We start from the raw sequence: 25,074 nt of genomic DNA, 5'->3' as shown, positions 1-25,074 counted from the left end.
GATGAAATCCATACTTCGTATTCTTATTATTATACCTATTCTGCTGGGATTGCTCACAGGCGCTCAAGCTCAACAAAAAACCCGAATTAGGTTTGAAGGGGCAAAGAGCATGAAAAACCTCAATATTGATGGCCAGAAAATTATCAGGTATATTGGGAATGTACGCTTTCAGCACGAAAACACCCGTATAGTCTGCGACAGCGCTTACCATAATCCCGATGATAACTGGTTTGATGCCTTTGGTAATGTTAGCATTCAACAGGGTTCAACCCGAATAACCGGTCAAACCCTTCACTTTGATGGCAAAACCTCAGTAGGTAAGATAACCGGAAAAGAGGTTAAACTAATTGACGACGAAACCACGCTTACTACCCAAACCCTATACTTTAACTCAAAAACGAATGTTGCCTACTATACAACTCCGGGTGTAATTACCTCAAAGGAGTCGAAGCTAACCAGCCAGCGGGGCTACTTTAACCGCTCTTCCAACCTCCTATCGTTTGCTGGAAACGTAGTGATGGTTGACCCCGATGGAACAATATACACCGACTCCCTTAGCTACAGCACCAAGAATGAACTTGCTTACTTCTTTGGACCAACCCACATCTTTAATAAGGATAATTTTGCTTACTGCGAAAAGGGTTGGTACAATAAAAAAAATGAGCAAACCAACCTACAACAAAATGCTTACATACTTAGCAAGGAGAATAAAATATTTGGCGACAACATTTTCTACGACAAATCCAGTAAGTTTGCCCGGGCAATTGGAAATGTAGTGCTAATTGACACTGTTAACAGGGCTTACATCTATGGGCAAAAAGCTAATTTTTGGCAGGAAACCGAGCAAGCCGAGGTAACGGACAACCCCTACCTGATGCTAATTGATGATTCCGATAGTTTATTCCTTAAGGCAAACTACTTTAAAGTAGTTAGCAAAAAACATGAAAAATCAACGGACTCCACCTATAGAATTCTTAAAGCGCTAGGCAATGTTACTTTTTACAGGCGCGATGTTCAGGGGCTATGCGACTCAATGTTATACAACACCCGCGACTCGGCAATTGATATGTATGTTGATCCTATCCTCTGGAACGATGTAAACCAAATGACTGCCGAACACATAACCATTCACTCAAAAAATAACAAAATAAACCGAATGGATTTTAACGGCAATGCCTTCATTACCTCATTTGAGCAAGACAAATTTTACAACCAGATTAAAGGTAAAACCATAACCGCATTTTTTAATAACGGTAAGGCGGAAAAGATTGATGTAAATGGAAATGGGCAAGCGGTTTACTTTATACGCGATGGCAACACTCTTACATTAGCCAACCGTTCCGAGAGTGCAAAAATTTCAATCCTGGTAAAGGATAATAAAGTAAGCCGGGTTACCTTCCGCGAGAAACCATCATCAAACCTTTACCCCATTGAGAAAGTTGAACAGGAAGATGTTATGCTTAAGGGTTTCAAATGGCATGAGGCTAAACGTCCGGCTAATAGGAACAGCATAATACCAAGGGACTTTAAGGTGCAACCGGTGGAACTTGGTAATAAAAAGCGACTCGAAATACTAGGCAGCAAAAGCAAATAAGGAAAAAGGAGAGGTTAACCTCTCCTTAATTTTTTTAGTACTCATCCTCGTTAAAAAGAAAGTCTTCTTTTGTAGGATAGTCGGGCCAGATATCTTCAATGCTCTCGTAAATTTCATTATCGTCCTCCAGCTCCTGAAGATTTTCAATTACCTCAAGAGGTGCGCCAGAACGAATGGCGTAATCAATTAACTCTTCCTTTGTTGCTGGCCATGGTGCATCTTCTAACTTGGATGCTAATTCTAATGTCCAATACATAGTGCTTTTAAGTTTATTAAAAAACTGATTGTCAGTAAAATATCTTTATTGACAACCACACAAATATATAAATTTTTTGGAATTACAAATTAGGCTGCCATTTTATTTGCTCAACTCCAAAATCCTTGCCAAGTTTCCGTGAAAGGGTAAAAAAGTAATCGCTAAGCCGGTTAAGGAAAACTACAAGATTTTCAGGGAGTGGTGTTTCTTCAGCTAGGTGAGTAACCAAACGTTCGGCTCTGCGGCAAACGGTTCGGCAAACATGGCAAAACGAAACAACCGGATGACCTCCGGGTAGCACAAACGATGTTAAAGGCTCAAGCTGAGCATCCATGGCATCAATCTCATTCTCCAGACGTTGTATATCGGCGCTTTCAATCTTAGGTATCCTTACCTTGCAATCGGTGCAGTCCGCAGCAAGTATCGATGCACAGTTCATTAACCTATCCTGAATAAATATGAGGGTTTCAACAGTGTGTCTATCGATATCCTGGTCGCGGAGCAAACCGGTGAATGCAATCAGCTCATCTACTGTGCCATAGGTTTCAATCCGTGGATGGTACTTGGGAACGCGAGTTCCGCCTATCAGCGATGTTGAGCCCTTATCGCCTGTTTTTGTGTAAATTTTCATACAATAATTGTTGCGTTGCAATATAGTTTATCTACCTTGTTTAAACAAGAAATATTTAAATCAACGCAAACCAATATTTATTGTTCAGTAATTACAACTTTTTGCCTTAGAATAGGGTTTGGATTTGGTTCATCCGACTCAATATGACCATCACGGAGCCTAACAATTCTCCGGGCATGGCGGGCAATATCCTCCTCGTGGGTAACAACAATTATGGTATTGCCTTGCTCATAGATATCCTCGAAAAGGTTCATAATATCGATAGATGTTTTTGAGTCGAGGTTACCAGTAGGCTCATCGGCGAGAATGATAGAAGGGCTATTTACTAGGGCTCGTGCCACGGCAACGCGCTGACGCTGACCGCCAGAGAGCTCGTTTGGTTTATGTTCCATTCGGTCGTCAAGCCCAACATTCTTAAGGGCTAACTTTGCCATTTCAATACGCTCATGTTTTGGTATTCCGGCATAAATTAGCGGTAGCATTACATTATCGAGTGCAGTGTAACGGGGTAAGAGGTTGAAGGTTTGGAAAACAAACCCAATTTCCTTATTACGGATTTCGGCTAACCGGTCGTCGGACAACTTGCTTACATCTGTTCCATTGAGTATATAGGTACCATCGGTTGGCGTATCCAAACAACCCAGAATGTTCATCAGGGTTGATTTTCCAGAACCCGAAGGCCCCATAATTGCTACATACTCATTACGTTTTATGGTTAGGTCGACCCCTTTTAAGGCTTTCACAACAACGCTTCCTACCTGGTAGTACTTTTTAATGTTTGTAATGTTGATTAAGTAATGCTCGCTCATATACTAGGTTATTATATTTTACTTGTTAGAATGGTCCGTATCGAAGCATAAAATTTTGTTTGGCTATGCCTTTCCTGAAGAAAAGCACTCCACACCTAAACAGGTCAATGGAAACTGACACTTGCCTGTTGGCCTTGAGTTCCCTCCAGGCATCTTCCATATCGTTACTCCAGCGAATATCGTCAACCACAACCACTGAATTTTCATTTAACTTTGGAAGTATGACGTTGAAATACTGCAAAAGTTTAGTCCCGTTATGGTCACCGTCAATAAAAACAAAATCGAAACCGGGTACTTCCCTTGCAATACTTGGCAATTCTGTTTCAAATATACCACAAATGGGTTTAATATTTGTAATATTCATGGTATCGAAACGTTTTTGGGCAATTCCAAAAACTGCTTCATCGCCTTCAATGGTATAAAGAACTCCTTGTGGGTTTGCCTTGGCAATGTACATTGAGCTAATACCAACCGATGTTCCAAGTTCGAGCATTACATTGGGTTTAAAGCGATTTACAATCCTGTATAGCAACCTCCCCAGGTGTGGTGGTACAGAAGCAGTTCGGGCAATTCTACTTAGCTTAACCAGTTCTCCTCTAAATCCCCCATTCAGGCTTTCGGCAATCGATTTACGAATAATTCCAATATCGCAGCCTAACAGCTCCTTGCGGTACACTTCAATACTCTCAAAGACCGATTCCCTGCTATCGTTTTCAATTGTAGTGGTATACAGATCAAAAACAAAAGGTGAATGTATGCCATATCCCCCTTTCGGTAAGCATTTCTTCCTGAAATGAAGATAACTCATCAAAATCCCCAAGGCTCCCTTTCTCATTTTCGCTATTCTATGAAATGCTAAGGTAAGCCCCAGGGTAGTTTAAACCTCCGCTGGATGTGTTAAAAAAAGTTTATTACACCTAATATTATCAAACATTAACATCGCCACAACTAGAATTTGCCTTTGGAAGGTTTGACCCTAACTTGTTATACTTCTTTTTATAGCAAGTTTTAATAACCCAATAGGTTAATGCCAGGGCAGCCAGCATGGCAGCCAGGGAAAACATCTCCTGCGATGTGGTTTTTGAAATTCCCCATACTATAACCTTGCGTGAGATAGCAATTATGGCAACCAAAACCACAAGCTCCACATGGAGTATCTCGTCCCTGAGGAAACCTTTTATGGTTTCCAGTAGCTCAACCCCAATAATAATTACTAAAAATAAATCGATAAGCTGAGGATATTGCAATTCAATAAAAGCTCGAAGTGGATTATTTATCAACCCATCGTATAGCTTAATAAAAACGTCAATTAACGCTATAATTAATAGTAGCGAGATAATAAAAAGGGTTAAGTAAATTATTCCCCTTTGTAGTGCTTTAAGGTATCGTTCCATGCGTTAAAGTCTTTTTAGTAAAGTTAAAAAAAAGGAGGACATTTAAGTGCCCTCCTTACAACAAATTTGTGATGATATAGTTCTTAATTTTTAAGTAAGCTTTGAACCGACTGGATATTTGCATCGTTAACAATATTTTTGCCACTTGGGGTGTACATGAATTCCAGGCGATTCTCATAGAGTTTTTCAACTTTTCCTCTAACTACCTTCAGTGTACTATTAACTAAACCGTTCTGCTCAGTAAAGGGTTCATCAAGAATGGCAAAGGTTGTAGGTAGCCATCGTTCAGGGAACATATCGCCAAACTCGCCACCGGGTTTAAAGCGGGCTATCTCATTGTTTATTATGGCAATGGCCTCCTTGGCGGCTTCGTGCGATTCAGGGTCGATACCCTTAGCCGCAATGGCTTTTTTCAGTGCCTCCTTTGAGGGAACAATTAGGGCTGTGGTGTAAGGCTTTTGGTTGTTGTGAAGCACAACACTATCAATAAACTTGGAGTGCTGAACCAACGACTCTTCAATTCCTTCGGGGCTATACTTTTCGCCATCGCTGGCAATAAGCAAGCTTTTGAACCTTCCTAAAACGTAAAGGAAGCCATCCTTGTCCATGTATCCCATATCGCCAGTGTAAAGCCATCCATCGCGCACCGTTTCGGCGGTTGCCTTCTCGTTCTTCCAGTAACCCACCATTACGTTCTCGCCCTTGACAACAATTTCGCCTTTTTCCCCTACAGGTAGTTCATTGCCATTCTCATCGCAAATTTTAAGTTCAAGGTATTTTACCAGGTGACCCGATGAACCCAGTTTATGGCGTTTTAACGAGTTTGAACTGATAATGGGAGTTGCTTCCGACAATCCGTAGCCTTGTAGCATTGGAATTCCAATGGCATAGTAAAAGCGTTGTAGCTCAATATCAAGTAATGCCCCGCCACCAATGAAGAAATCGAGCTCACCACCAAATACCTCGCGTATTTTGCTGAATAAAATTTTATCGTAAAGCCATATAAGGGGCTTGTAAATGAAAGTAAAGCCGGTTCCCTTATTCCAACCCTCCTTATTGTACTTGTAGGAGATTTTCAGGGCGTGGTTAAAAAGCGCCTCAGTAAATTTTCCCTTTGCCCTTATGCCGTTTTCAATATTTTTTTTGAAGTTCTTGGCTAAAGCGGGCACGCTGAGTAAAAGGTTTGGTTTAAGCTCCTTGATGTTTATGGGGATATTTTTCAAAGTATCCATGGGGGTCTTGCCAACCTGAACGGTAGCTATACTTGCTCCCTTAGCCATAAATGAGTATAAACCGGCTACATGCGCAAAGCAGTGGTCGAGCGGGAGAATTAGCAGCGTTTTATAATGAACAGGTATCTCCATAAGGGTTAAGGCCTGCTCAACATTAGCAGTGTAGTTTCTATGCGAAAGAATTATACCCTTAGGATCGGCTGTGGTGCCTGAAGTATAGCTGATATTGGCATAATCGGCAGGTTTAATGCTTTTTGAAACCTCCTCAACTTTTCCGGGGTTATTCTTAAGAAATTCTTCGCCTAGCTTTAAAACATCACCAACGAACAGATCGTCGCCCTCTAACCTTTCCGGCTGATCGAGGTATATTACCCTTTTGACGTTAGGTAACTGTGAGCGTAACTTTTCAACCTTTGATGCTTGCTGTCCCGATACAAAAATCATAGATGTTTCGGAATGAACCAATCGGAATAGTAAGTCATTACCATCTAGCTTTACCGAAAGAGGAACATTTACAGCACCAGTATAGAGTATCCCCAATTCACTTATTACCCAAAGCTTGCGTCCTTCGCTCAGTAACGCAATCTTGTCATCTTTCTTTACTCCAAGGCTTAATAGCCCTGCAGCTAAACGGTAAACCTCAGTTCGTGTTTGGGTGTAAGATGTTGGTTCGTACCTATCGGTTACTTTCTCCCAAATGTAAGGATTATCGGAAAACTTACTTACGCTCTCCTCAAAAAGATCGATTATTGTTTTCATCGTTTCAAAATTTTCACCATTAGCATAGACAAAACTATAAAATTTTGTTTTGCAACTCACCTAATCATACCTAAAATAGGTTTAGTATTTTTGTGGCATGGATGAAAATAAAATCTTTGATTTAAGCTACTGCACCCTATGCCCCCATGAATGCGGCATTGATAGGTATGCCCAGACTGGTTTCTGTAATGTTGGGGTAAATCCAGTTGTATCATCAATTTTTCCTCACAAAGGTGAGGAGCCAATTATATCAGGTGAAAAAGGAATTTGTAACGTTTTTTTTGCGCATTGTAACCTGCAATGCATTTTCTGCCAAAACCACCAAATTAGTAGAAATACAAAGCAAAGTAGAAACTGGTTAACCGATACTAAAGTAATTGTTGATGAGATAAAAAGCATACTCAACACTGGTATTGGAATGGTTGGCTTTGTTTCACCGTCGCACCAAGTGGCCCAGATGGTTGATATTGTAAATTCATTGAATAAATCGGGCTATAAGCCTATTATTGTATACAACTCCAATGGATACGATAAGGTTGAAACCCTAAAAATGCTTGAGGGTATAGTTGACGTTTACTTACCCGATTTAAAATATTACGACAGCACATTAGCGCTAAGGTTTTCAGGGGTATCGGATTATTTTCAGGTAGCATCAAAAGCCATTAAAGAAATGTATAGGCAAAAGGGTTCAACCCTAATCCTAAACAACGAGGGTTTAGCAGAGTTTGGAATGATTATCAGGCATTTAGTTCTGCCAGGTCATGCCAACGACAGCATTAAACTTCTCAACTTCCTTGCCGAGGAGATTTCCCCAAGACTTTACATCTCACTTATGTCACAGTACTACCCTCCTTCAGGACTTAAACTTCCTAAAGAGTTAAACCAACACGTGGGTAAAGATGAGTACCAAAAAGTTATTGAAGTATTGGAAAATCATGGCTTCAGGGGCTGGGTTCAAGACTTGATTAGCAACCAATTTTACCGTCCCGATTTTGAAAGTAACACTCCCTTTGCCGAATAAATAACCTAAAAGGATTAAAATCAGCACGGTTGCTTGAACTTTTAGCGCTAAATTTTGATTTATTGAAAATTTGTATATATATTGCACTGAAATTAAACCTTAACCGAGAAACCCTATGAAAAGAATTATACTGTTTATAGTACTGGCAGCATTTGTTGGCACTGGTTGCAAGTACTTTAAAAAAGACAAAAAGGTTGACCCCATTGCCCTGCAAAAAGCCAAAGAGGACAGCATAGCAAAAGCAAAAGCTTTTGAGGAAGAACAAAAAAGAATAGCCGAAGAGCAAGCCCGCCAGGAGGAGTTGCGCAAACAGCAAGAGTATGAAGCCACTTACCGTTTTCATGTGATTATTGGTAGTTTTAAAGTGCCTTCAAATGCAACAGCATGGGAGGAAGAAGTTCATAAATTGGGTTTTAACAAAACAAAAATACTTGACTCACCCAATGGTTTTAAGTTGGTTTCAATTGGTCAGTACGACACCTATAGCAAAGCTTTTAACGAAATTGAGCGCATTAATTCTGAACGCCCCGACGAACCCATGGAGATGTGGGTATACGAAAATAAGTAAATGTTGAATATACAATTATAAAACCGCCAATTTTTAGGCGGTTTTTTATTTTATTGACAAAAAATGTATTTGGTTTGAGCTATTTTGATTTTATTTGCTGCACAAAACAAACTAAACCTAATTTTTAAACTAAATGGAAAAGATTCGACAAACACTGCGCGATCATGCCTGGGCGCGTTGGACAGCCCTGGCAGTTGTAGCTTTTACCATGTTAACCGGTTACTACTTAACCGATGTGATGGCCCCGCTGAAAGGGCTTTTAGAGCAACAACTCTCATGGGATAGTTCAGAATACGGACTTTTTACAAGCGCCTACGGGTGGTTTAATGTATTTCTTTTCATGCTAATCATTGGCGGTATTATCCTCGACAAAATGGGTGTTCGGTTTACCGGTCTAATGGCTGCCACCATAATGGTTATTGGTACATCCATTAAGTTCTGGGCTGTTTCCACCCATATGCTCGATGGGCAGGTATGGAATATTCTATGGATTTTCCCCATTAAAGCACAAGTGTTTATGGCTGCATTGGGGTATGCTATTTTTGGTGTAGGTGTTGAAGTGGCCGGTATTACCGTTTCAAAAATCATTGTAAAATGGTTCAAGGGCAAGGAGCTAGCGCTTGCTATGGGTTTGGAAATGGCTACTGCCCGTTTGGGTACTGCGCTTGCTTTGGCTACATCGGTACCCATTGCTAAGGCTTTTGGCCATGTTTCAAAGCCCATCCTTTTCTGCTTGATTCTTCTCGTAATTGGCTTAATTTCATTTATCATTTACACTTTTATGGATAAGAAGCTCGATGCTTCCCAAGCCGAATACGACAAGAGTAACAATGTAACCAACGAGGAGGAAGCATTTAAGATATCGGATATTTTCAATATCATTACCAACAAGGGTTGGTGGTACATTGCCATACTTTGTGTACTATTCTATTCAGCCGTATTCCCATTCCTTAAGTATGCCGCCGATTTAATGGTAAACAAGTTTGGTGTTGATGAATCGCTTGCCGGCACAATACCTGCCATGTTACCCTTTGGTACCATACTGCTTACTCCCTTTTTCGGGAATATTTACGACAGGAAAGGCAAAGGGGCAACTATCATGCTGATTGGCTCACTTCTGCTTATCTTTGTGCACACCATGTTCTCAATCCCATTCCTCAACCATTGGATTATTGCAATTGTACTTATTATTATTCTGGGTATTGGATTCTCATTGGTTCCCTCGGCAATGTGGCCTTCAGTTCCTAAAATTATCCCGGAGAATCAGCTTGGAACTGCCTACTCATTAATTTTCTGGGTACAAAACTGGGGCTTAATGGGTGTTCCTGCCCTTATTGGTTGGGTGCTCGATAAGTACTGTGTAACCGGTCAAAAAGTGGTTGAAGGCGTAACAGTTAATACCTACAACTACACTATACCAATGATAATTTTCACTTCGCTTGGAATACTTGCCCTAGTTTTTGCATTACTGCTTAAGGCTGAAGATAAGAAAAAGGGTTATGGACTTGAACTGCCAAATATTCAAAAGTAATTTTTCATTTTTAAAGAGGATGTCCGCATTGCGGATGTCCTCTTTCTTTGCATTTTTCTGTTTATTAACTTTTTCACAACAAAGTTTCTCTCAAGAAATTTCTGGTACACAAATAGAGATTGATAGGTTTGCAATGGAGATGCAAACCGTAGATGAGAGCACAACACTTATTTCAACAATAGTTTCGTTTACAGCTATTCAAGATCAGATATCCAATACACTATCCATTAACTTCCCAAAAGCGCAGGAAGTTATAGTTAATAGAAGTAAAGCAAGAATTACCGACTCAAAGGGTAATGTTATTTGGAAAGGTAGCCTTGAGAAAAAAGTTACATCGGAAAACACGCTTAGCTTTAAGTTTGGTAAAGACTGGCTGAATAAAAAAGGAACTCAACCATACACCATTGAGTGGGAAACGAATGTTTTGGTATGTTCGCCTACCGGAAACTATGTTTGGCCTACCTGCCTTTCAGGAAACATTAACTCAGTAAAGTACCTCGGGTTACGAGTTTTTGCCGACAACGAGTTTAGAGAAAAAATTGAAACCAACCTTGAGGTAAGTTCAAGGTTAATGGATCAATCCTCAGGTCTTAGCGGGGTAGTTTGGGAGTTGAGCAACTATCGTACAAAAAAGGCCTGGCAATATACCAAGCCTATTGAAAATCCCTTTGTAAAAATATCTTTCTAACTGTTTTTCATTCCCTTACAATTGTTTCGTCCCTGTTTGGTCCAACTGAAATAATCCTAACCGGAACGCCTGTTTCCTGCTCAATAAACTGGATGTAAGCCATTAGCTCGTCAGGCAAATCACTATCGGATTTGAAGCCTGAAATATCGGTCATCCAACCCTTAAACTCCTTGTAAACCGGCTCAATGGGCGTATTAATATCGTAGGGCAACCTGTCGGTTTCAATACCGTTTACCCTGTATGCTACTGCAACCTTGATGGTTTCAAAGGAATCAAGCACATCGGGTTTAGTCATTATTAGCTGGGTTACACCATTGAGCATAATAGCATACTTCAATGCAACTAGGTCGAGCCAACCACAACGACGCGGCCGTCCAGTGGTGGCACCAAACTCAACGCCTATCTTTCGCATCTTTTCGCCAATCTCGTTATCAAGCTCGGTGGGGAATGGTCCAGAGCCTACTCGGGTACAGTATGCCTTGAATATGCCGTAAACCTCACCCACCGCATGGGGAGCAATACCCAACCCCGTGCAAGCGCCGGCACAAATAGTGTTCGATGAGGTTACGAACGGGTAAGAACCAAAATCGATATCGAGCAATGATCCCTGAGCACCTTCCGCAAGCACCCTTTTTCCCTGTTTGATGTAGCTATTTATTTCGTACTCAGAGTCGATAAGGTCGTACTGACGTAGAAGCTCTATGCCCTTAAACCACTCCTCCTCATGCTGCTCAATGTTGCTTGAATAGTTATATTGCCTTAATATTTCCTTGTGTTTGTTCTTTAGGAAATTGTATCTATCCTTAAAATCGGGTAAAAGGATATCGCCCACACGTAGCCCATTGCGTCCGGTTTTATCCATGTAAGTAGGGCCAATTCCCTTCAGGGTTGAGCCTATCTTTCCTTTTCCCTTTGCTGCCTCCGATGCCGCATCGAGCTCACGGTGCGAGGGTAAAATAAGGTGAGCCTTTTTTGAAATTTTGAGCGATTTTTTCAGGTTTACCCCAAGCTTCTCAAGCGAGTGTATTTCCTCAGCCAGGATAATTGGGTCAATTACTACACCATTGCCAATTAAGTTTAAGCAGCCAGGATGGAATACCCCTGAAGGAATGGTATGCAGCACATGTTTAATGTTATTAAACTCCAAGGAATGACCTGCGTTTGGACCACCTTGGAATCGTGCAATTACACTGTAATTGGGAGTTAGAACATCAACAACTTTCCCTTTCCCTTCGTCGCCCCACTGGAGGCCTAATAGAATATCAACTTTACTCATCTCCTTTAATAATTATGCTACTTTTGGCAAATAAAAACCTTAGCGAAACCAATTGTTCACACAAATTTTCAAGCCAAAAAGCATATAAAGGTAATGCTTTTAGCACAATTTTGAAAAGGAAGATATTAACAATCTAAAGGGAAAGATCAACCTTATCTATTTCGGTTTGACAATCTTTACAAAGGCCATAAAGGTAAAGCGAGTGATGCGAAATAGTGAATCCGCTATTCTTTTGGGCGGAGTTAATTATTTCCTGTATTCGGGGGTCGCAAAACTCAATTACTTTACCACAGCGACTACAAATAAGGTGATCGTGTTGCTTACATTCATAAGCTTTCTCGTATAGCGATGAATTTTTACCAAACTGGTGTTTTATTACTAGCCCACACTCCAGTAACAAGTCGATAGTGTTGTAGAGCGTCGCCCTACTTACCTGGTAGTTTTTATTTTTCATTTTGATATAGAGCGTTTCTATATCAAAGTGCGATTCCTGGGAGTAAATCTCGTCAAGTATGGCAAAACGTTCGGGAGTTTTCCTGTGCCCTTTACGCTCCAGGTAATCGGTGAGTATGCGTTTTACAACAAGTTTAGTATCGCTGCAGGTCATAGCTTAAATTTAGACTTACTTTAAATAGCAAAAATAGGATAAAATTTTTGTTATACAACATCAAACAGTAAAACATAGAAAAAGTTTATCCGAAGCGCCATGAATTAACCGGGCTAATTTCTTGAGGAATGAATCGGAATGAATCGGAATGAATCGGAATGAGTCGGAATGAGTCGGAATGAGTCGGAATAGATGGAATATGATGGAGTTAGAGGAAGTTAGAACTAGTTAAAAGTTAAAAGTTAAAAGTTAAAAAATAGTTTCACGAACAACGAGCAACGAACAACGTCTTAAGCCCCGCAGGGGCGTAATATTTGTAACACCATGATTATTAACACATGTATAGCGATGCACGCAATACATTTTCCAAAGAGTAACACTGAAACGTTGCATCGCAAAAGAAAAGTATGGCAAATAGCGATTTCCAAAAAAAACAACAAGAATAAAAGGGTTTTAGGTAAAGCGATGCTTCGGCGAGCTCAGCATGACAATAGTTTTACGAATAACGAACAACGAACAACGTATTAAGCCCCGTAGGGGCGTAATATTTGTAACACCATGATTATTGCCATATGTATAGCGATGCACGCAATACATTTTCCAAAGAGTAACACTGAAACGTTGCATCGCAAAAGAAAAGTATGGCAAATAGCGATTTCCAAAAAAACAAGGATTAAAGGTAAAGAGATGCTTGGGCTAGCTCAGCATGACAAGGATGGTTATTCGTTGAAAATTACTTGTAATAATGTTGTCATGTTGAGCGCTAGCGAAACATCTCATTGAGGTCTATTAGAGATCCTTCACTCCGCTCGGGATGACAATGGTAGTAGTTGTTTGTTAATTATAGGCCTTGCCTAAAATTTTAACATTAATTATAGCTATCATTTTGGGCATATGCTTACATTTGTGAAAAATATTTTGAGCATATGCCAAGAAGCAAGTGTCCACGAAGAATCTGCCATTCCCCCGATATTCATTTATTCAAGCCTGCCGGTAAACCCTTACACTTGATGGAAATCGTAGTTTTAGAAGCTGACGAGCTTGAGGCAATAAGGCTTGCCGACGGTATAGGTTTATATCACGAAGAAGCAGCAAAACAAATGGGGGTTTCAAGGCAAACCTTTGGGCGGATACTTGAGCAGGCAAGGAGCAAGGTGGCGAAAGCGCTTACAAACGGTATGGCTCTTAGAATCAACAAAAGCCAAACTGAAATATTCTGCGATCAGCTAAATAATCAGAATTCAGAACACATTTGATATAGAGAATAAGTGGTTTACTAACAAAAAAAAATGATTATGAAAATTGCAGTACCAACCAGACATGGCCATGTTGATGAACATTTTGGTCATTGTGAGTTCTACACGGTTTACACCATTGAGAACGGCAAAGTAACAGCAAAGGAAACGCTTGGATCGCCCCAGGGCTGTGGCTGTAAATCGAACATTGCACTTGATTTACAACAAATGGGTGTTGAAATAATGCTTGCCGGAGGAATAGGTTCAGGAGCTATTAATGTGCTTGCAGCCCATGGCATTCAGGTAGTTAGGGGTTGCTCTGGAAATACCGATGAGGTTGTTGATCTCTACATCAACGGCGAGTTAGCGGACTCAGGAGAAAGCTGTAGCCATCATGAACATCATCATGGCTCACACCATGGCGAACATGGTCACTCGTGTAACCATTAACACGTTTTGAATAAACTCATTGCGGTTGATAAATAGAAATACCTGAGGAATAAACATTAACCCGGGTTGCACATTGCAATGGTGTGTAATCCGGGTTTAATCATCAAACTTATCCATTCGCCGAACGTTCTCCATTCCCTTAACCTTCATAATATTTAGTATCAGGTTGTTAAGGTGAGTAACATCATGCACGTATAGGTCAATAAAGCCCTCAAAAATGCCATCGTGGCTTTCGATATGGAATTTGCGAATGTTCACCATAAGCTCATCGGAAATCACTTTGGTAAGCTCACTGATAATCCCGATTCGGTCCATTCCGTTAACCTCAACACGGGCGAGGAACGATAGGGCTTTCTGAGTGGTCCACTTTGCAGCAACAATCTTATCGCCATGTTGAGCCATGAGCCTAACAGCCTCGGCACAGGTTGCCTTGTGAACAATTACAATATCATCGGGCGAGAGGTACCCAATAACCTCGTCGCCTGGAATTGGGTTGCAGCAATTTGCTACAAGATATGACGGGTTATCGGAGTCAGTGTCGGCGCCAAGCACTATGGGCTTTTTTAAGTCGTACTTTGTTTGGATTTCGCTTTCAGGCTCTACCTTTTTAGCGCCAAAGCCTAGCTGCAACTTCCAGTACTTAATCCACTTGCTTTGGGTATTCTTTTTCAGAATCTTTTTCAGGTTATCGAGGTTGATAAGCCCTGAACCAATTTTGGCATAAAGCTCATCCTTTGATGAAACCTCATAAGCTGGTAGAATTTTCTTGAATACACGCGATGAGGGTTGAATACCCATCTCTAAAAGCTTTTCCTCAAGCAATTGCTGCCCCTTCTCTATCCTATTCTTTACTTCTCCTTTAAGGGCGTTTTTAATGGCTGCTTTAGCTTTGGCCGTAGTAGCAAAATTGAGCAATTCCCATGTTGGTTTTTGTGAGGCTGCAGTGATTATTTCTACCTGGTCGCCCGTGTTGAGCTGATAGCTTAATGGAACCAGCTTATGGTTAACCTTGGCACCTATAGCTCTATTCCCAACCTCAGTATGAATTTCATAGGCAAAATCGAGGGCGGTTGCTCCCTTAGGCAAACTACGGGTTTCGCCTTTTGGAGTAAATACAATAATCTCGGAGGTAAACAGGTTTAGCTTAAACTCGTCGAGGAACTCAAGTGCATTTTCTTGTGGATTTTCCAGCATCTCCCTAACGCGTCGAATCCACTTATCGAGTTCATTTTCCTGGCTGGTAGCATCCATTTCCTTGTACCGCCAGTGCGCAGCAAAACCTCGTTCTGCAATTTCGTCCATTCGGCGCGAGCGAATTTGGACCTCAACCCACTTCCCGTCAGGGCCCATCACGGTACAGTGCAGAGCTTCGTATCCGTTAGCCTTTGGGGTGCTAACCCAATCGCGCAACCTGTCGGGCTTTGGCTTGTAAATATCAGTAATCAGCGAGTAAATGTGCCAGCACTGGGTTTTTTCTGGTATGTGTGGATAGGGATTAAAAACTATGCGGACTGCAAGTAAATCGTATATCTCCTCGAACGAAACGTTTTTGGTTTGCATTTTTTTCCAAACGGAGTAAACTGATTTTGGTCTTCCACTGATCTCAAAATCGATGTTATTCTCTTCAAGTTTCTGAATAATTGGTAACGAGAAGTGATTGATAAGTTGCACCCTTCGCTTCTCGTTGTCGGCAATTTTACTCCTTATCTCTTCGTATACTTGAGGGTAGCGGTACTTTAAGCTTAGGTCCTCAAGCTCTGTTTTAATGGCGTAGAGTCCTAAACGGTGAGCCAGTGGTGCATAAAGGTAGATGGTCTCGCTGGCAATTTTCATTTGCTTGGTAGCCGGCAGCGACTCTAGGGTTCGCATGTTATGTAACCTATCGGCCAGTTTAATAAGTATTACCCGAATATCGTCGGCAAGGGTTAAGAGAATTTTCCTAAAATTTTCGGCCTGAATGGTTGAGTTTGCATCAAAAACATCAGTAATCTTGGTTAATCCATCGATGATGGAGGCAATCTTCTTTCCAAAAATCCTTTCGATATCCTCAATGGTATAGTCTGTATCCTCTACCACATCGTGCATAAGGGCACAGGCAACAGCTTTTGCGCCCAGTCCAATCTCGCTGGTCACAATTTTTGCTACTGCAATGGGATGAAGTATATAGGGTTCGCCCGATTTTCTGCGAACGCCTTTATGTGCCTCGTTGGCAAGGTTAAAGGCTTTTACCACCAGTTCTTTGTCCTCAGGCGAGGTACAACGGGTGCAGCTATTAAGCAAATCCTCAAAATGCGATTGTATAAGAAGTTTTTCCTCGTCGGTTTGCAAACTCATACTTTTTCCAATTAGCTATTTTTTGGGGTAAACCACCGAGATGCTTCCGGTTTTAATAATATCACCAGCATCGGTTGTGCTAACTACTAAACGGTAAACATAGGTTCCCTCTTTAACGTACTCACCACGGCTATTGCGTCCGTCCCAACCCTGGTTACCATGGTAAACTACACCACCCCAGCGATCGTATATGGTTAAGGTGAAGTTGGCTTCAAAATCGATAACCGGTTTGAAAAGGTTACGCTCATGGCCATTTTCGCTTCTGGGATCATTTGGGGCAATGGCTGTAGGCATTGTTACACCGGGCAGAATTTCGGTTGATATTTCACGGGACCGGCTTAATGTAACGGTATCGTTAGTGGGGGATAGCTCTAATGCCTCAATGTAGTAGTTGAACCTTATCCGGTAAAGTGGGCTTTGGCCCTTAAACCCGGATAAGTCATCGGAATATTCAGTAACCGAAAGCCCGTTGGCAATTCGTTCCAGATTACCCGGACCGGAAATATCATCGTTAATGGTAAAGGAACGCCTATATATTGTGTACTCAATCCTATTACCAACCCTATCGGGTTTACGCTGGGTATCGAGGATTAAGGGATTCCACTGAATACTTACCACATTGCCCTTGGGGGTTAAGCGAGGTATGATGGTGTTGCAGAGATTTGAAACCAAAACGGCGTCGTTGCAGCCGTTATAGGCATCAACTTTATAGTAAAACGTTCGGGTGCGGGCAGTCCAGGTATCGTTGGTATCGATACTCATACTTTTAGTGGGCACATCGAACCCTTCAATGATTTTTGCACTGAAAATGCTTTGAGCGGTATCGGGTTGTTCCCAGCGCCAAAGCTTGTAATCGCTAACGCGGCTATTGGGATCGATGGTGTAGTAAATTCTATTACCATTGTTGGTTGCTATAACGCTATCGACACTGACATAGGTTGGCCTGCGGGCCATTTTGGTATGGATCAGGTATAGGTTGGAGTAACTCTCATATCCTGTATCCATTCGGGTTGCTTTGATGTAAAAGAAATAATCCTGGTTTTCCTGAACATCCCTAACACTATGCCTATTGCTATATCCCTCGTAATCGCCAATTTGAGTATAGGCACTCCAGTTGAGGTCGTTCCCCATGTAGAGCTGGTAACGGATATTGCGGTAAGGCGAGGAGGCATTCAAGGGCCAAGCTTCATAACCAACCCAAGAAATATCGATTTTAGCATTGCAGCTATCGTAGCTTGCAGTTATCCATACCTGGGAATGCTTTACTGTCATTTGGCTGGGTTCAAATGCACCCAGTGAAGCAACGCGGTAGTAAACCCTTTGTCCATTTCCGTTGGCGCCAACATGTGTATACTGGAAAGTATTTTGGTCAACAGTATCAATGGGATCCCACCCATCAGCATCGGGGTCAATGGGGTTGCGGGGGACGTAAATAATATAGCCCGATGGATCGGCTATTTGGGGTTCATGGGGTGGTTGGGTCCAGAATATTGTTACATCCCCATTATCTAGGTTATTGGTGATATAATCGAGCGTTGGAGGATTTGGCTTATCGCTAAACTGCGCCCAAAGTGTTGGCATATAAAAGGTTAAGCCAATCATCAACATTACATGTCGTAACTTTTTCATACGCTTTACTCTTTATACCCTTTAATTTTTTGGCTTCCGGCAATGCTAACTACCATGCTTTCAACATCCAAGTATTTTTTTGCCAGCTCCAAAAGCTGTGAGGGGGTAATTTCATTGATTGTTCTAATCAGATTATCGATATACCCAAAATCAAGGTTATTGAACTGGAAAAGACTTGCAAGGCTGTCGGCAATGGCAAAAGGGCCATCGAAGGTTCTAAGTATTTGACCCGTCATGTAGCCTCTAACAAGCTCCAGCTCATCGTTACTTACTGGTTCTGACTGCAATTTAAGCATTTCTTTGAATACCTCATCTACCGTATTTTCGGCAAAGGCTGAACCAACCTCAGTTGACACAACCAGCACCGACAGTTCAGCCATTGGGATTATAAATGAGGATATGCCATAGGTATACCCCTTTTCCTCCCTGATATTGCGCATAAGGCGAGAGCCAAAGTAACCACCCAGTATGGTATTAAGAACAACCAAACCGGGCATATCGGGGTGGTTGCGCTTGGGTAAAACCCTGCCAATTCGCAAAGCTGCCTGAACTGCATCTTTTTTATACGAAAATACTCTGTAATCGGTTGTATTAAATGAGGGTAACCCTAACTCAATTTCACCGCATTGTTCAAAAATGGGGTTGGTAAAACCTTTTAGTATAAAATCGACCTGTTTAGCATCTACCTTGCCAGCAATAACAATCAAACCATTTGAGGCTTTATGGTAACGATTACGGAACTGTGATATATCGGTTTTTGTAAGCCCATCGTAATCATTGGGGATGGCAAAAGAACCATAGGGATGGTTGCTACCGAAAAGAGCAGTGAAAAACCGCTGGCGTGAGAGGGTGGAAACTTTTTCCAGATCGACCAATAACGATTGTTTCCCCTTTTTGCAAAAAAGTTCCAGCTCGTGCTGCGGGTAAGTAGGATTTGTTATGATATCAGCAAAAACATCCAATGAGCGGTAAAAGTGTTTACCTATAGTGTAAAAGGTAACCGATGCAAAATCGCGTGAGAATGAGGGTTCAAGAAAACTACCATAAAAATCTAATTCCTCGGCAATTTGTTGCGATGTTCTACTAGTTGTTCCCTCGCTTAGCAGCGAGATGGCTGCATTTGCCACTAACGATTTAGGCTGATAGCGCGTTCCAGCCCTAAAAATTACCTCAACCCTTGCTAAATCCTGGCTCCCAGCATTAATTACCAAAACCTTAAAGCCATTATCAAGATCAATAATATCAGGCGTAGGTATCTTAATGCTTGAAACAGCTACCCTTTGAGGCTGAACAGTCCTATCAATATTGTGCGAAGTCATATTTTATCCCTTACCATTTATTTTTGATTTGTAGTAGAGCGTGGAGCTGTTTTTTACATCAAGGGTGCTGGCTGCAACTCTTCTAATATCTTCATTGGTTACTGAGCTATACCTTTGCAGCTCATTGTTTAAAAGATTTGCATCGCCCAACATCTCGTAGTATGCCAAATTCATGGCGTTATTTAGCACGTTTTCCTGCTCAAACAGGAAGTTAGCCTCAAACTTATTCTTAACCTTTTCAAGCTCATTAGCATCAACTAAAGTGTTTTTAAGCTCTTCAACCTCACGGCTTAATGCCTCCTCTGCCTCCTCAAAGGTTGTAGAGTTGTAAAGTTGTCCGGTTAGAATGAATAATCCCTCATCTACGTCGCCTGTAATGTAAGCATTTACTGAGCTGAAAAGCTGTTTTTCCTTCACCAGTCGCTGGTATAAACGCGATGATCGGCCGTTTGATAGCAAATCGGAGAGTAAGTCCACTGCAGGGTAATCGGGGTGCATACGGTTACACATGTGGTAGGCCTTATAAATGGCGTTGAAAGGGACTTCGCGCTCCAGGGTATGGAAACGGGGTTCGGTTTGCTCAGGTTCCCTTGGAATGCTTTTATTTGCAAGTTTACGTGGTTCAATGGAACCAAACCATTTATGGGTAAGCTCCAGAATTTCGTTGGGGTCAACAGGGCCTGCCACACAAAGTATTGCGTTGTTTGGGGCATAATGGCTAAAGAAGAAATTTTTTACATCGGCTAATGTGGCACGGCTTATATGCTCGGGCGACTGTCCGATGGTTGGCCAACGGTATGGGTGAACCTTGTAGGCCAAAGGCCGAAGATACAACCAAATATCACCGTAAGGTTGGTTTAGGTATCGTTGGTTGAACTCTTCCAGCACCACACTTTTTTGTATATCGAGGCTCTTCTGCGAAAAGGCAAGGCTAAGCATTCTGTCGCTTTCAAGCCAAAACGCTGTTTCGATATTTTCGGCAGGAACGGTAATATAGTAGTTTGTTAAATCGTTGGATGTAAATGCATTATTCTCGCCCCCTACCCTCTCAAGCGGTTCATCGAATACAGGTATGTTGGCCGAACCACCAAACATTAAATGCTCAAACAGGTGGGCAAAGCCTGTTCGTTCCGGGTCTTCGTTTTTTGAACCCACAATGTAAAGCAGGTTAAAGGCTGCAATGGGAGTGCTAAAGTCAGTGTGAACTATTAGCACTAAACCATTATCAAGCTTATATTTCACAAAATCGATCATACTAAAAAAAATATCTTCAATATTAGCTATTTTTGTTGATGTTTTAGGCATACTGAATAGAGATTTAAAAGCAATGTCGATATTTTGAGGCATTGCTAAACTTTTTTTTAAATTAGCAACATGCTTAGAGATGGTTTTAAAATATCGTTATTAAGGTTCTGGGCAATATTTCGCAGCTTAGGCGAACGAAGAATCTCACTGATTTTAAGTTTTGTCATTGGACTTTTAAGCGGTGTTGCGGGTGTTGCACTAAAAAATACGCTTCACTGGGTTAGGGATTTTGTTAGCGGATTAGTGCCTATGAATACCGCTAGCTTGCTTTACTTTGGTTTACCTACAATAGGGATTTTACTAACCCTACTATTTGTTCGATACCTCATTAAAGACGATTTAAGCCACGGAGTAACCAAGGTTTTGTATTCCATTTCCCGACAGGGTAGCAAGCTAAAGTCCCACCATATGTTCAGTTCCATATTTGGCAGCGCCCTTACCATTGGATTTGGTGGCTCAGTGGGAGCAGAGGCTCCAATTGTGCTTACAGGGTCGGCAATAGGTTCAAACGTTGGGAACTTTTTCAGGATGAACTACAAAACCCGAACACTGCTAATTGGATGTGGTGCAGCAGGTGCTATAGCATCAATTTTTAAGGCACCCATAGCCGGCATTGTGTTCACTCTTGAAGTGCTAATGCTCGACCTAACCACTGCATCCATTGTGCCGCTGCTAATTTCGGCCGTTACGGCATCGTCGGTTAGCTATTTCCTGATGGGGCGGAATGTGGTATTTGCCTATGATGTTATTCGGCCATTTGCACTCCACAATATTCCCTGGTTTGTGCTGCTTGGTATATTTTGCGGGTTGGTATCACTTTACTTTATCAGAACAATTTGGCGGATAGAGAAACGCTTTAAGCAAACCCGGAGCCCATACAAGAAATGGATAGCAGGGACTTTAATTCTTGGCGCGTTAATCTTTGTTTTCCCTCCCCTTTTTGGTGAAGGGTATGATGTTCTACAGGCTCTTCTCGATGGCCGGTCGGAGTATATCTTTTACAACAGCCCCCTATATGAATTTCAAAATAACTACTGGCTGCTAATAGGCTCACTCTTTCTGATCATTGCCCTAAAAGCCGTTGCAACTGCCGTAACCAATGGTGCCGGAGGGGTTGGGGGAATTTTTGCACCATCACTTTTTATTGGTGGTATTTCAGGTTTTTTAGTAGCAAAGCTTATTAACCAGTTCAACTTTATTGATGTATCGGAAAGCAACTTTGCCTTAGTAGGAATGGCAGGAACCATGGCCGGTGTAATGCATGCCCCCTTCATGGCTATCTTTCTAATCGCAGAGATTACTGGGGGCTACGCTCTATTTGTACCCCTAATGATAACCTCAACCATTGCATACCTCACCATTATGTACTTTGAACCTCACTCCATTTACACTAAGCGTTTAGCCATGCGTGGCGAGCTTATAACCCACCACAAGGATAAAGCAGTGCTCACCCTGCTTAACGTTACTAAGGTTATTGAAACCGATTTTTTACCCATTGAACCCACTGAGACACTTGGTTCGCTTGTTAAAAAGGTAAGCCAGTCGCGCCGGAACGTTTTTCCTGTGGTTACTACCGATGGTAAGTTTGTAGGCATAGTAATGCTCGACGACATAAGGCCAATCATGTTCGATGCCTCACGCTACGATACCACAACCGTTCAGGAAATTATGAACCTGCCACCCGAGATTATCACAATTAACGAGTCCATGGAATCTGTTATGAACAAGTTTGAGTACTCCAAGGCGTGGAACTTACCTGTGGTTGATGGCGATAAGTATGTGGGGTTTGTATCGAAATCAAAAATATTCTCGGTTTACCGCAACCTGCTCATTGAGTTTTCGGAGGAGTAATCTAATCTTAATAACTTTTCTATGTTTTTTTCAGCAATTAAATTAAATCTAAGAAATATCAAAAAACAGATATTTAATTTTTTTATAAATTAGCAAAACAAAAATATAGCTGGTTAACATTTTCTGCATAGGTTGGGTTAACCGCCCAAATCTGGTGTCGGGGATGTGGAACCGAAAACCGACATCCTGCAGGCCTTTAAAAATAATAGAGTAGGCGAGTCAACTGCCAAAAATAGAAAGAGTAGGCAGAAAACAGTAATGTTAAAATAAAAAAATGAGAATTCATAGAATATTTATCCCCCCCCCGAAAAGAATAAAGAAAATTTTTCTTTTTATTGCAGTACTTGGCATCATATCATTTGCCATAAACTCTTGTCAACAAGACGAAGTGATAATTGAAAAACAATTTGATCCCAATCAATTTGTTCAGGAATGTGTTGAAGAGATTAATAATATGCAATATGAACTTGATGTGGAACTTGCTTCTGGAAGAGTGAAGGGCTCTCATCCATTATTCGGATTAACAAAGCTTCCTGATTGGTCAAAAGCCTATGTACATCAAATATCATTAGGACATGCAGCAATTATCCCTTTGAGTTACTCCGAGCTACTTTTTACCAAGTTAGGATTAAAGGAGTATCCTGTAACACTTGAACAGCTCTCGTACCTGATGATGTATCGCGACAATAATGGTAAGATGAGGATAGAAGTAGTTTTTGTTAGACCCTCCGATGAGTACATAAATAGAACCGATAATGCTCAAAGACAATTTACGGGATCTATAGTAGTGTACGATTGGCAATTCAACTTCGTTAAGGGTTATTTTTTTAGTGATGATGGAAATATTTACAACCTTGCATGTCCCCAAATTGCATACCAACCTGAAAAGAAAATAGATTATAGCGGTACTAGTAAGTACGAACAGGAAGATTGTGTTATAACCGACTGGTTCTCATGTCCGGGATACACAACCACAATTAACTCAAGTTGCACATATATGTTTACTGAGGTGGATTGTTCTTCAACCGGAACAGGCAGCGGCAGTGGAGAAGGAGGAAACCCAGGTAGTGGTGATGGTGAACCTGGAGGAAATACTAGTGGTACAAACCCTGGTGATTACACTCCAGGCGGAAATAATGAAGATCCTCCTGTAAATCCTAATACAACAACCGATGCCAAAACACCTTGCAAAGGCGACCCAATGGTTATAATGAAGATTTGTCCATCACAAACCAGTGGTATTGTAGGCGGAACCTATGGATGGACAAGAAAAAAGAATGCTACTACCCCAAAGTTTCACGATGGCTTTGACCTTTTCGCTGAGCCCAACACCCCTGTATACTCTCCATGGGATAATGGTATTGTTGTTGGACCGTTAGTGAATAACCTACCCACCAATTACTACGATGAAACAAGTTATGGTAATTATGTTTGGGTTGAATACAACGTAAACGGGCAAAAGATCCGTATGTGATTTGCACACCTAAACACAGTGAATGTTAGCGTGGGCGACAGGGTTTCGCACTCCACCATGCTTAGCCTCAGTGGAAAAACCGGGAATGCCAATAGTAAATATGTTGAGCCACACGTTCACGTTCAGGTAAAGTACTTTGACAGCGCCCTGGGCAAGTGGGTTGAGAGTAAACAGAACGGCTCCTACACCCTGTACCCCAAGCGCAACCCCGATCTTTACCTACCGTCAAACTTTGATTATAAAACCGGCGTACAAACCAAGTCGCCATGCGATGGCGCTAAACCAGAACCCTAAAAACTTATAAAGCCATGAAAAGATTAAAATCAATTTCGACTATTTTTACAGCTATAACTTGCCTTCTCCTGGTGCTCTATATCTCAAGTCAGGCACAAAAAGGTAACAGCTGCTCAAATCCAATGAATAACTCCCTACCGAGTTCTGGCCTCGGACAGATAAAAAAGATCGTGATACAAGACACCGATGTGCTTATTATTGGGTCTAATGGCGGGAATCTCAATTTTAGAACTCAATTTCGCACAACCGATTTAACACCCATTTTTGGAAAACCAACACGCATTACCGATTTTTACGCGGAAATGGAAGATAGCTGGTGGAAAAAATGGGAGTACCCCGGGGCTTACTTCCTGATTGATCCGGGGAAAACGCTTGAGTTTTTCCATATAAGTGGTCCTGGCTTTAAGCTAAACGTCAAGGGAGCAATACTCGAGGTGGGCAAGCCCATCGATGAACTCGCTAAGGCGTTTCCTGATTTTAAGAATTACATTATTGATAACTGTGCTATTGGCTTTGCTTTCCAGATGACAAACGGTGAACTCTCAGACGAATTCATGGAGATACAGTTTGACCCCATCACCCGGAACATAACTTCCATGTTCAACGGTATGCCATAGTACCTTTTATACAGCACCCCCTTATACTGATAAAGGGGGTGCTATAAATATTTTAAATTTGCATTGGGTTATTGAATCAACTAACCTATTCATTAAACATAAGTACAACCCTGATCTTTACCTACCGTCAAACTTCGACTACAAAACCGGCGTACAAACCAAGTCGCCATGCGATAGCGCTAAACCAGAACCCTAAAAAC

24 protein-coding genes are annotated in these 25,074 nt (G+C 41.5%); 12 read left to right on the top strand and 12 right to left on the bottom strand.

Annotated elements, in window-relative coordinates; genetic code table 11:
* The first annotated feature begins 1 nt into the window (after position 1).
* Positions 2-1,594 carry an OstA-like protein gene (locus AB6811_RS12305; RefSeq protein WP_369490780.1) on the top strand — a complete coding sequence of 531 codons (1,593 nt, stop codon included), beginning with the start codon at positions 2-4 and terminating at the stop codon, positions 1,592-1,594.
* A 34-nt stretch (positions 1,595-1,628) separates the two neighbouring features.
* Here AB6811_RS12305 and AB6811_RS12300 read toward each other — a convergent pair whose 3' ends face one another.
* The 6 genes from AB6811_RS12300 to AB6811_RS12275 form a co-directional block, all read right to left on the bottom strand.
* Positions 1,629-1,850, bottom strand: a complete 222-nt coding sequence (locus tag AB6811_RS12300; protein WP_369490778.1) for a DUF2795 domain-containing protein — start codon at positions 1,848-1,850, stop codon at positions 1,629-1,631.
* An 82-nt stretch (positions 1,851-1,932) separates the two neighbouring features.
* On the bottom strand, positions 1,933-2,481 hold the full coding sequence (locus AB6811_RS12295; protein ID WP_369490776.1) for a cob(I)yrinic acid a,c-diamide adenosyltransferase: 549 nt from the start codon (positions 2,479-2,481) through the stop codon (positions 1,933-1,935).
* 77 nt (positions 2,482-2,558) lie between these two features.
* Positions 2,559-3,290 (bottom strand): ABC transporter ATP-binding protein, encoded by a 732-nt coding sequence (locus AB6811_RS12290; RefSeq protein ID WP_369490774.1) that lies wholly within the window; start codon positions 3,288-3,290, stop codon positions 2,559-2,561.
* Between the two features lie 25 nt (positions 3,291-3,315).
* Positions 3,316-4,125 (bottom strand): O-methyltransferase, encoded by an 810-nt coding sequence (locus tag AB6811_RS12285; protein ID WP_369490772.1) that lies wholly within the window; start codon positions 4,123-4,125, stop codon positions 3,316-3,318.
* Positions 4,126-4,216: 91 nt separating this feature from the next.
* Entirely contained in the window at positions 4,217-4,684 is a 468-nt protein-coding gene (locus tag AB6811_RS12280) for a phosphate-starvation-inducible PsiE family protein (RefSeq protein WP_369490770.1), read from the bottom strand.
* Between the two features lie 83 nt (positions 4,685-4,767).
* On the bottom strand, positions 4,768-6,675 hold the full coding sequence (locus AB6811_RS12275) for an AMP-dependent synthetase/ligase (RefSeq protein WP_369490768.1): 1,908 nt from the start codon (positions 6,673-6,675) through the stop codon (positions 4,768-4,770).
* Between the two features lie 97 nt (positions 6,676-6,772).
* Here AB6811_RS12275 and AB6811_RS12270 point away from each other — a divergent pair, with 97 nt between their 5' ends.
* The 4 genes from AB6811_RS12270 to AB6811_RS12255 all read left to right on the top strand — a co-directional run bounded on the left by AB6811_RS12270 (position 6,773) and on the right by AB6811_RS12255 (position 10,483).
* Positions 6,773-7,696 (top strand): radical SAM protein, encoded by a 924-nt coding sequence (locus tag AB6811_RS12270; RefSeq protein ID WP_369490766.1) that lies wholly within the window; start codon positions 6,773-6,775, stop codon positions 7,694-7,696.
* A 115-nt stretch (positions 7,697-7,811) separates the two neighbouring features.
* Complete coding sequence (locus tag AB6811_RS12265) at positions 7,812-8,264, top strand: SPOR domain-containing protein (RefSeq protein ID WP_369490764.1); 453 nt, start codon at positions 7,812-7,814, stop codon at positions 8,262-8,264.
* Between the two features lie 133 nt (positions 8,265-8,397).
* Positions 8,398-9,795, top strand: a complete 1,398-nt coding sequence (locus AB6811_RS12260; RefSeq protein ID WP_369490762.1) for an MFS transporter — start codon at positions 8,398-8,400, stop codon at positions 9,793-9,795.
* Positions 9,796-9,928: 133 nt separating this feature from the next.
* Positions 9,929-10,483, top strand: a complete 555-nt coding sequence (locus AB6811_RS12255; RefSeq protein WP_369490760.1) for a hypothetical protein — start codon at positions 9,929-9,931, stop codon at positions 10,481-10,483.
* A gap of 7 nt (positions 10,484-10,490) precedes the next feature.
* On the opposite strand, the gene AB6811_RS12250 is transcribed toward AB6811_RS12255, so the two are convergent.
* Together AB6811_RS12250 and AB6811_RS12245 are read right to left on the bottom strand one after the other, a co-directional pair.
* Positions 10,491-11,759: an adenylosuccinate synthase gene (locus AB6811_RS12250; RefSeq protein WP_369490759.1), complete on the bottom strand. Its 1,269-nt coding sequence runs from the start codon at positions 11,757-11,759 to the stop codon at positions 10,491-10,493.
* 133 nt (positions 11,760-11,892) lie between these two features.
* Positions 11,893-12,366, bottom strand: a complete 474-nt coding sequence (locus AB6811_RS12245) for a Fur family transcriptional regulator (protein WP_369490758.1) — start codon at positions 12,364-12,366, stop codon at positions 11,893-11,895.
* Positions 12,367-13,292: 926 nt separating this feature from the next.
* Here AB6811_RS12245 and AB6811_RS12240 point away from each other — a divergent pair.
* A complete protein-coding gene (locus AB6811_RS12240) occupies positions 13,293-13,622 on the top strand; it encodes a DUF134 domain-containing protein (RefSeq protein WP_369490757.1) in 330 nt (109 codons plus the stop codon).
* 39 nt (positions 13,623-13,661) lie between these two features.
* Positions 13,662-14,051, top strand: a complete 390-nt coding sequence (locus AB6811_RS12235) for a NifB/NifX family molybdenum-iron cluster-binding protein (RefSeq protein ID WP_369490756.1) — start codon at positions 13,662-13,664, stop codon at positions 14,049-14,051.
* A gap of 96 nt (positions 14,052-14,147) precedes the next feature.
* Here the strand turns inward: AB6811_RS12235 and AB6811_RS12230 are convergent, their stop codons facing one another.
* From AB6811_RS12230 to AB6811_RS12215, 4 genes are read right to left on the bottom strand one after another with little or no spacing between them, the layout of a single operon-like run.
* A complete protein-coding gene (locus AB6811_RS12230) occupies positions 14,148-16,385 on the bottom strand; it encodes a RelA/SpoT family protein (protein WP_369490755.1) in 2,238 nt (745 codons plus the stop codon).
* Positions 16,386-16,400: 15 nt separating this feature from the next.
* Positions 16,401-18,014, bottom strand: a complete 1,614-nt coding sequence (locus tag AB6811_RS12225) for a T9SS type B sorting domain-containing protein (protein WP_369490754.1) — start codon at positions 18,012-18,014, stop codon at positions 16,401-16,403.
* Positions 18,015-18,019: 5 nt separating this feature from the next.
* Positions 18,020-19,333 (bottom strand): M16 family metallopeptidase, encoded by a 1,314-nt coding sequence (locus tag AB6811_RS12220; RefSeq protein ID WP_369490753.1) that lies wholly within the window; start codon positions 19,331-19,333, stop codon positions 18,020-18,022.
* A 3-nt stretch (positions 19,334-19,336) separates the two neighbouring features.
* Entirely contained in the window at positions 19,337-20,587 is a 1,251-nt protein-coding gene (locus AB6811_RS12215) for a M16 family metallopeptidase (RefSeq protein WP_369490842.1), read from the bottom strand.
* 120 nt (positions 20,588-20,707) lie between these two features.
* Between AB6811_RS12215 and AB6811_RS12210 the strand changes: the two genes are divergently transcribed.
* The 5 genes from AB6811_RS12210 (at position 20,708) to AB6811_RS12190 (ending at position 25,070) form a co-directional block, all read left to right on the top strand.
* Complete coding sequence (locus AB6811_RS12210) at positions 20,708-22,489, top strand: chloride channel protein (protein WP_369490752.1); 1,782 nt, start codon at positions 20,708-20,710, stop codon at positions 22,487-22,489.
* Positions 22,490-22,943: 454 nt separating this feature from the next.
* Positions 22,944-23,963 carry a M23 family metallopeptidase gene (locus AB6811_RS12205; protein WP_369490751.1) on the top strand — a complete coding sequence of 340 codons (1,020 nt, stop codon included), beginning with the start codon at positions 22,944-22,946 and terminating at the stop codon, positions 23,961-23,963.
* Positions 23,964-23,981: 18 nt separating this feature from the next.
* Positions 23,982-24,257 (top strand): M23 family metallopeptidase, encoded by a 276-nt coding sequence (locus AB6811_RS12200; RefSeq protein ID WP_369490750.1) that lies wholly within the window; start codon positions 23,982-23,984, stop codon positions 24,255-24,257.
* A gap of 14 nt (positions 24,258-24,271) precedes the next feature.
* Positions 24,272-24,874 carry a hypothetical protein gene (locus AB6811_RS12195; RefSeq protein WP_369490749.1) on the top strand — a complete coding sequence of 201 codons (603 nt, stop codon included), beginning with the start codon at positions 24,272-24,274 and terminating at the stop codon, positions 24,872-24,874.
* Positions 24,875-24,932: 58 nt separating this feature from the next.
* Complete coding sequence (locus tag AB6811_RS12190) at positions 24,933-25,070, top strand: hypothetical protein (RefSeq protein ID WP_369490748.1); 138 nt, start codon at positions 24,933-24,935, stop codon at positions 25,068-25,070.
* The last annotated feature ends 4 nt before the right edge of the window (positions 25,071-25,074 follow it).

Origin of the sequence: Tenuifilum sp. 4138str, assembly GCF_041102575.1 — a bacterium.
Taxonomy (GTDB): Bacteria; Bacteroidota; Bacteroidia; order Bacteroidales; family Tenuifilaceae; genus Tenuifilum; species Tenuifilum osseticum.
This window is presented reverse-complemented; position numbering and strand designations above follow the sequence as displayed.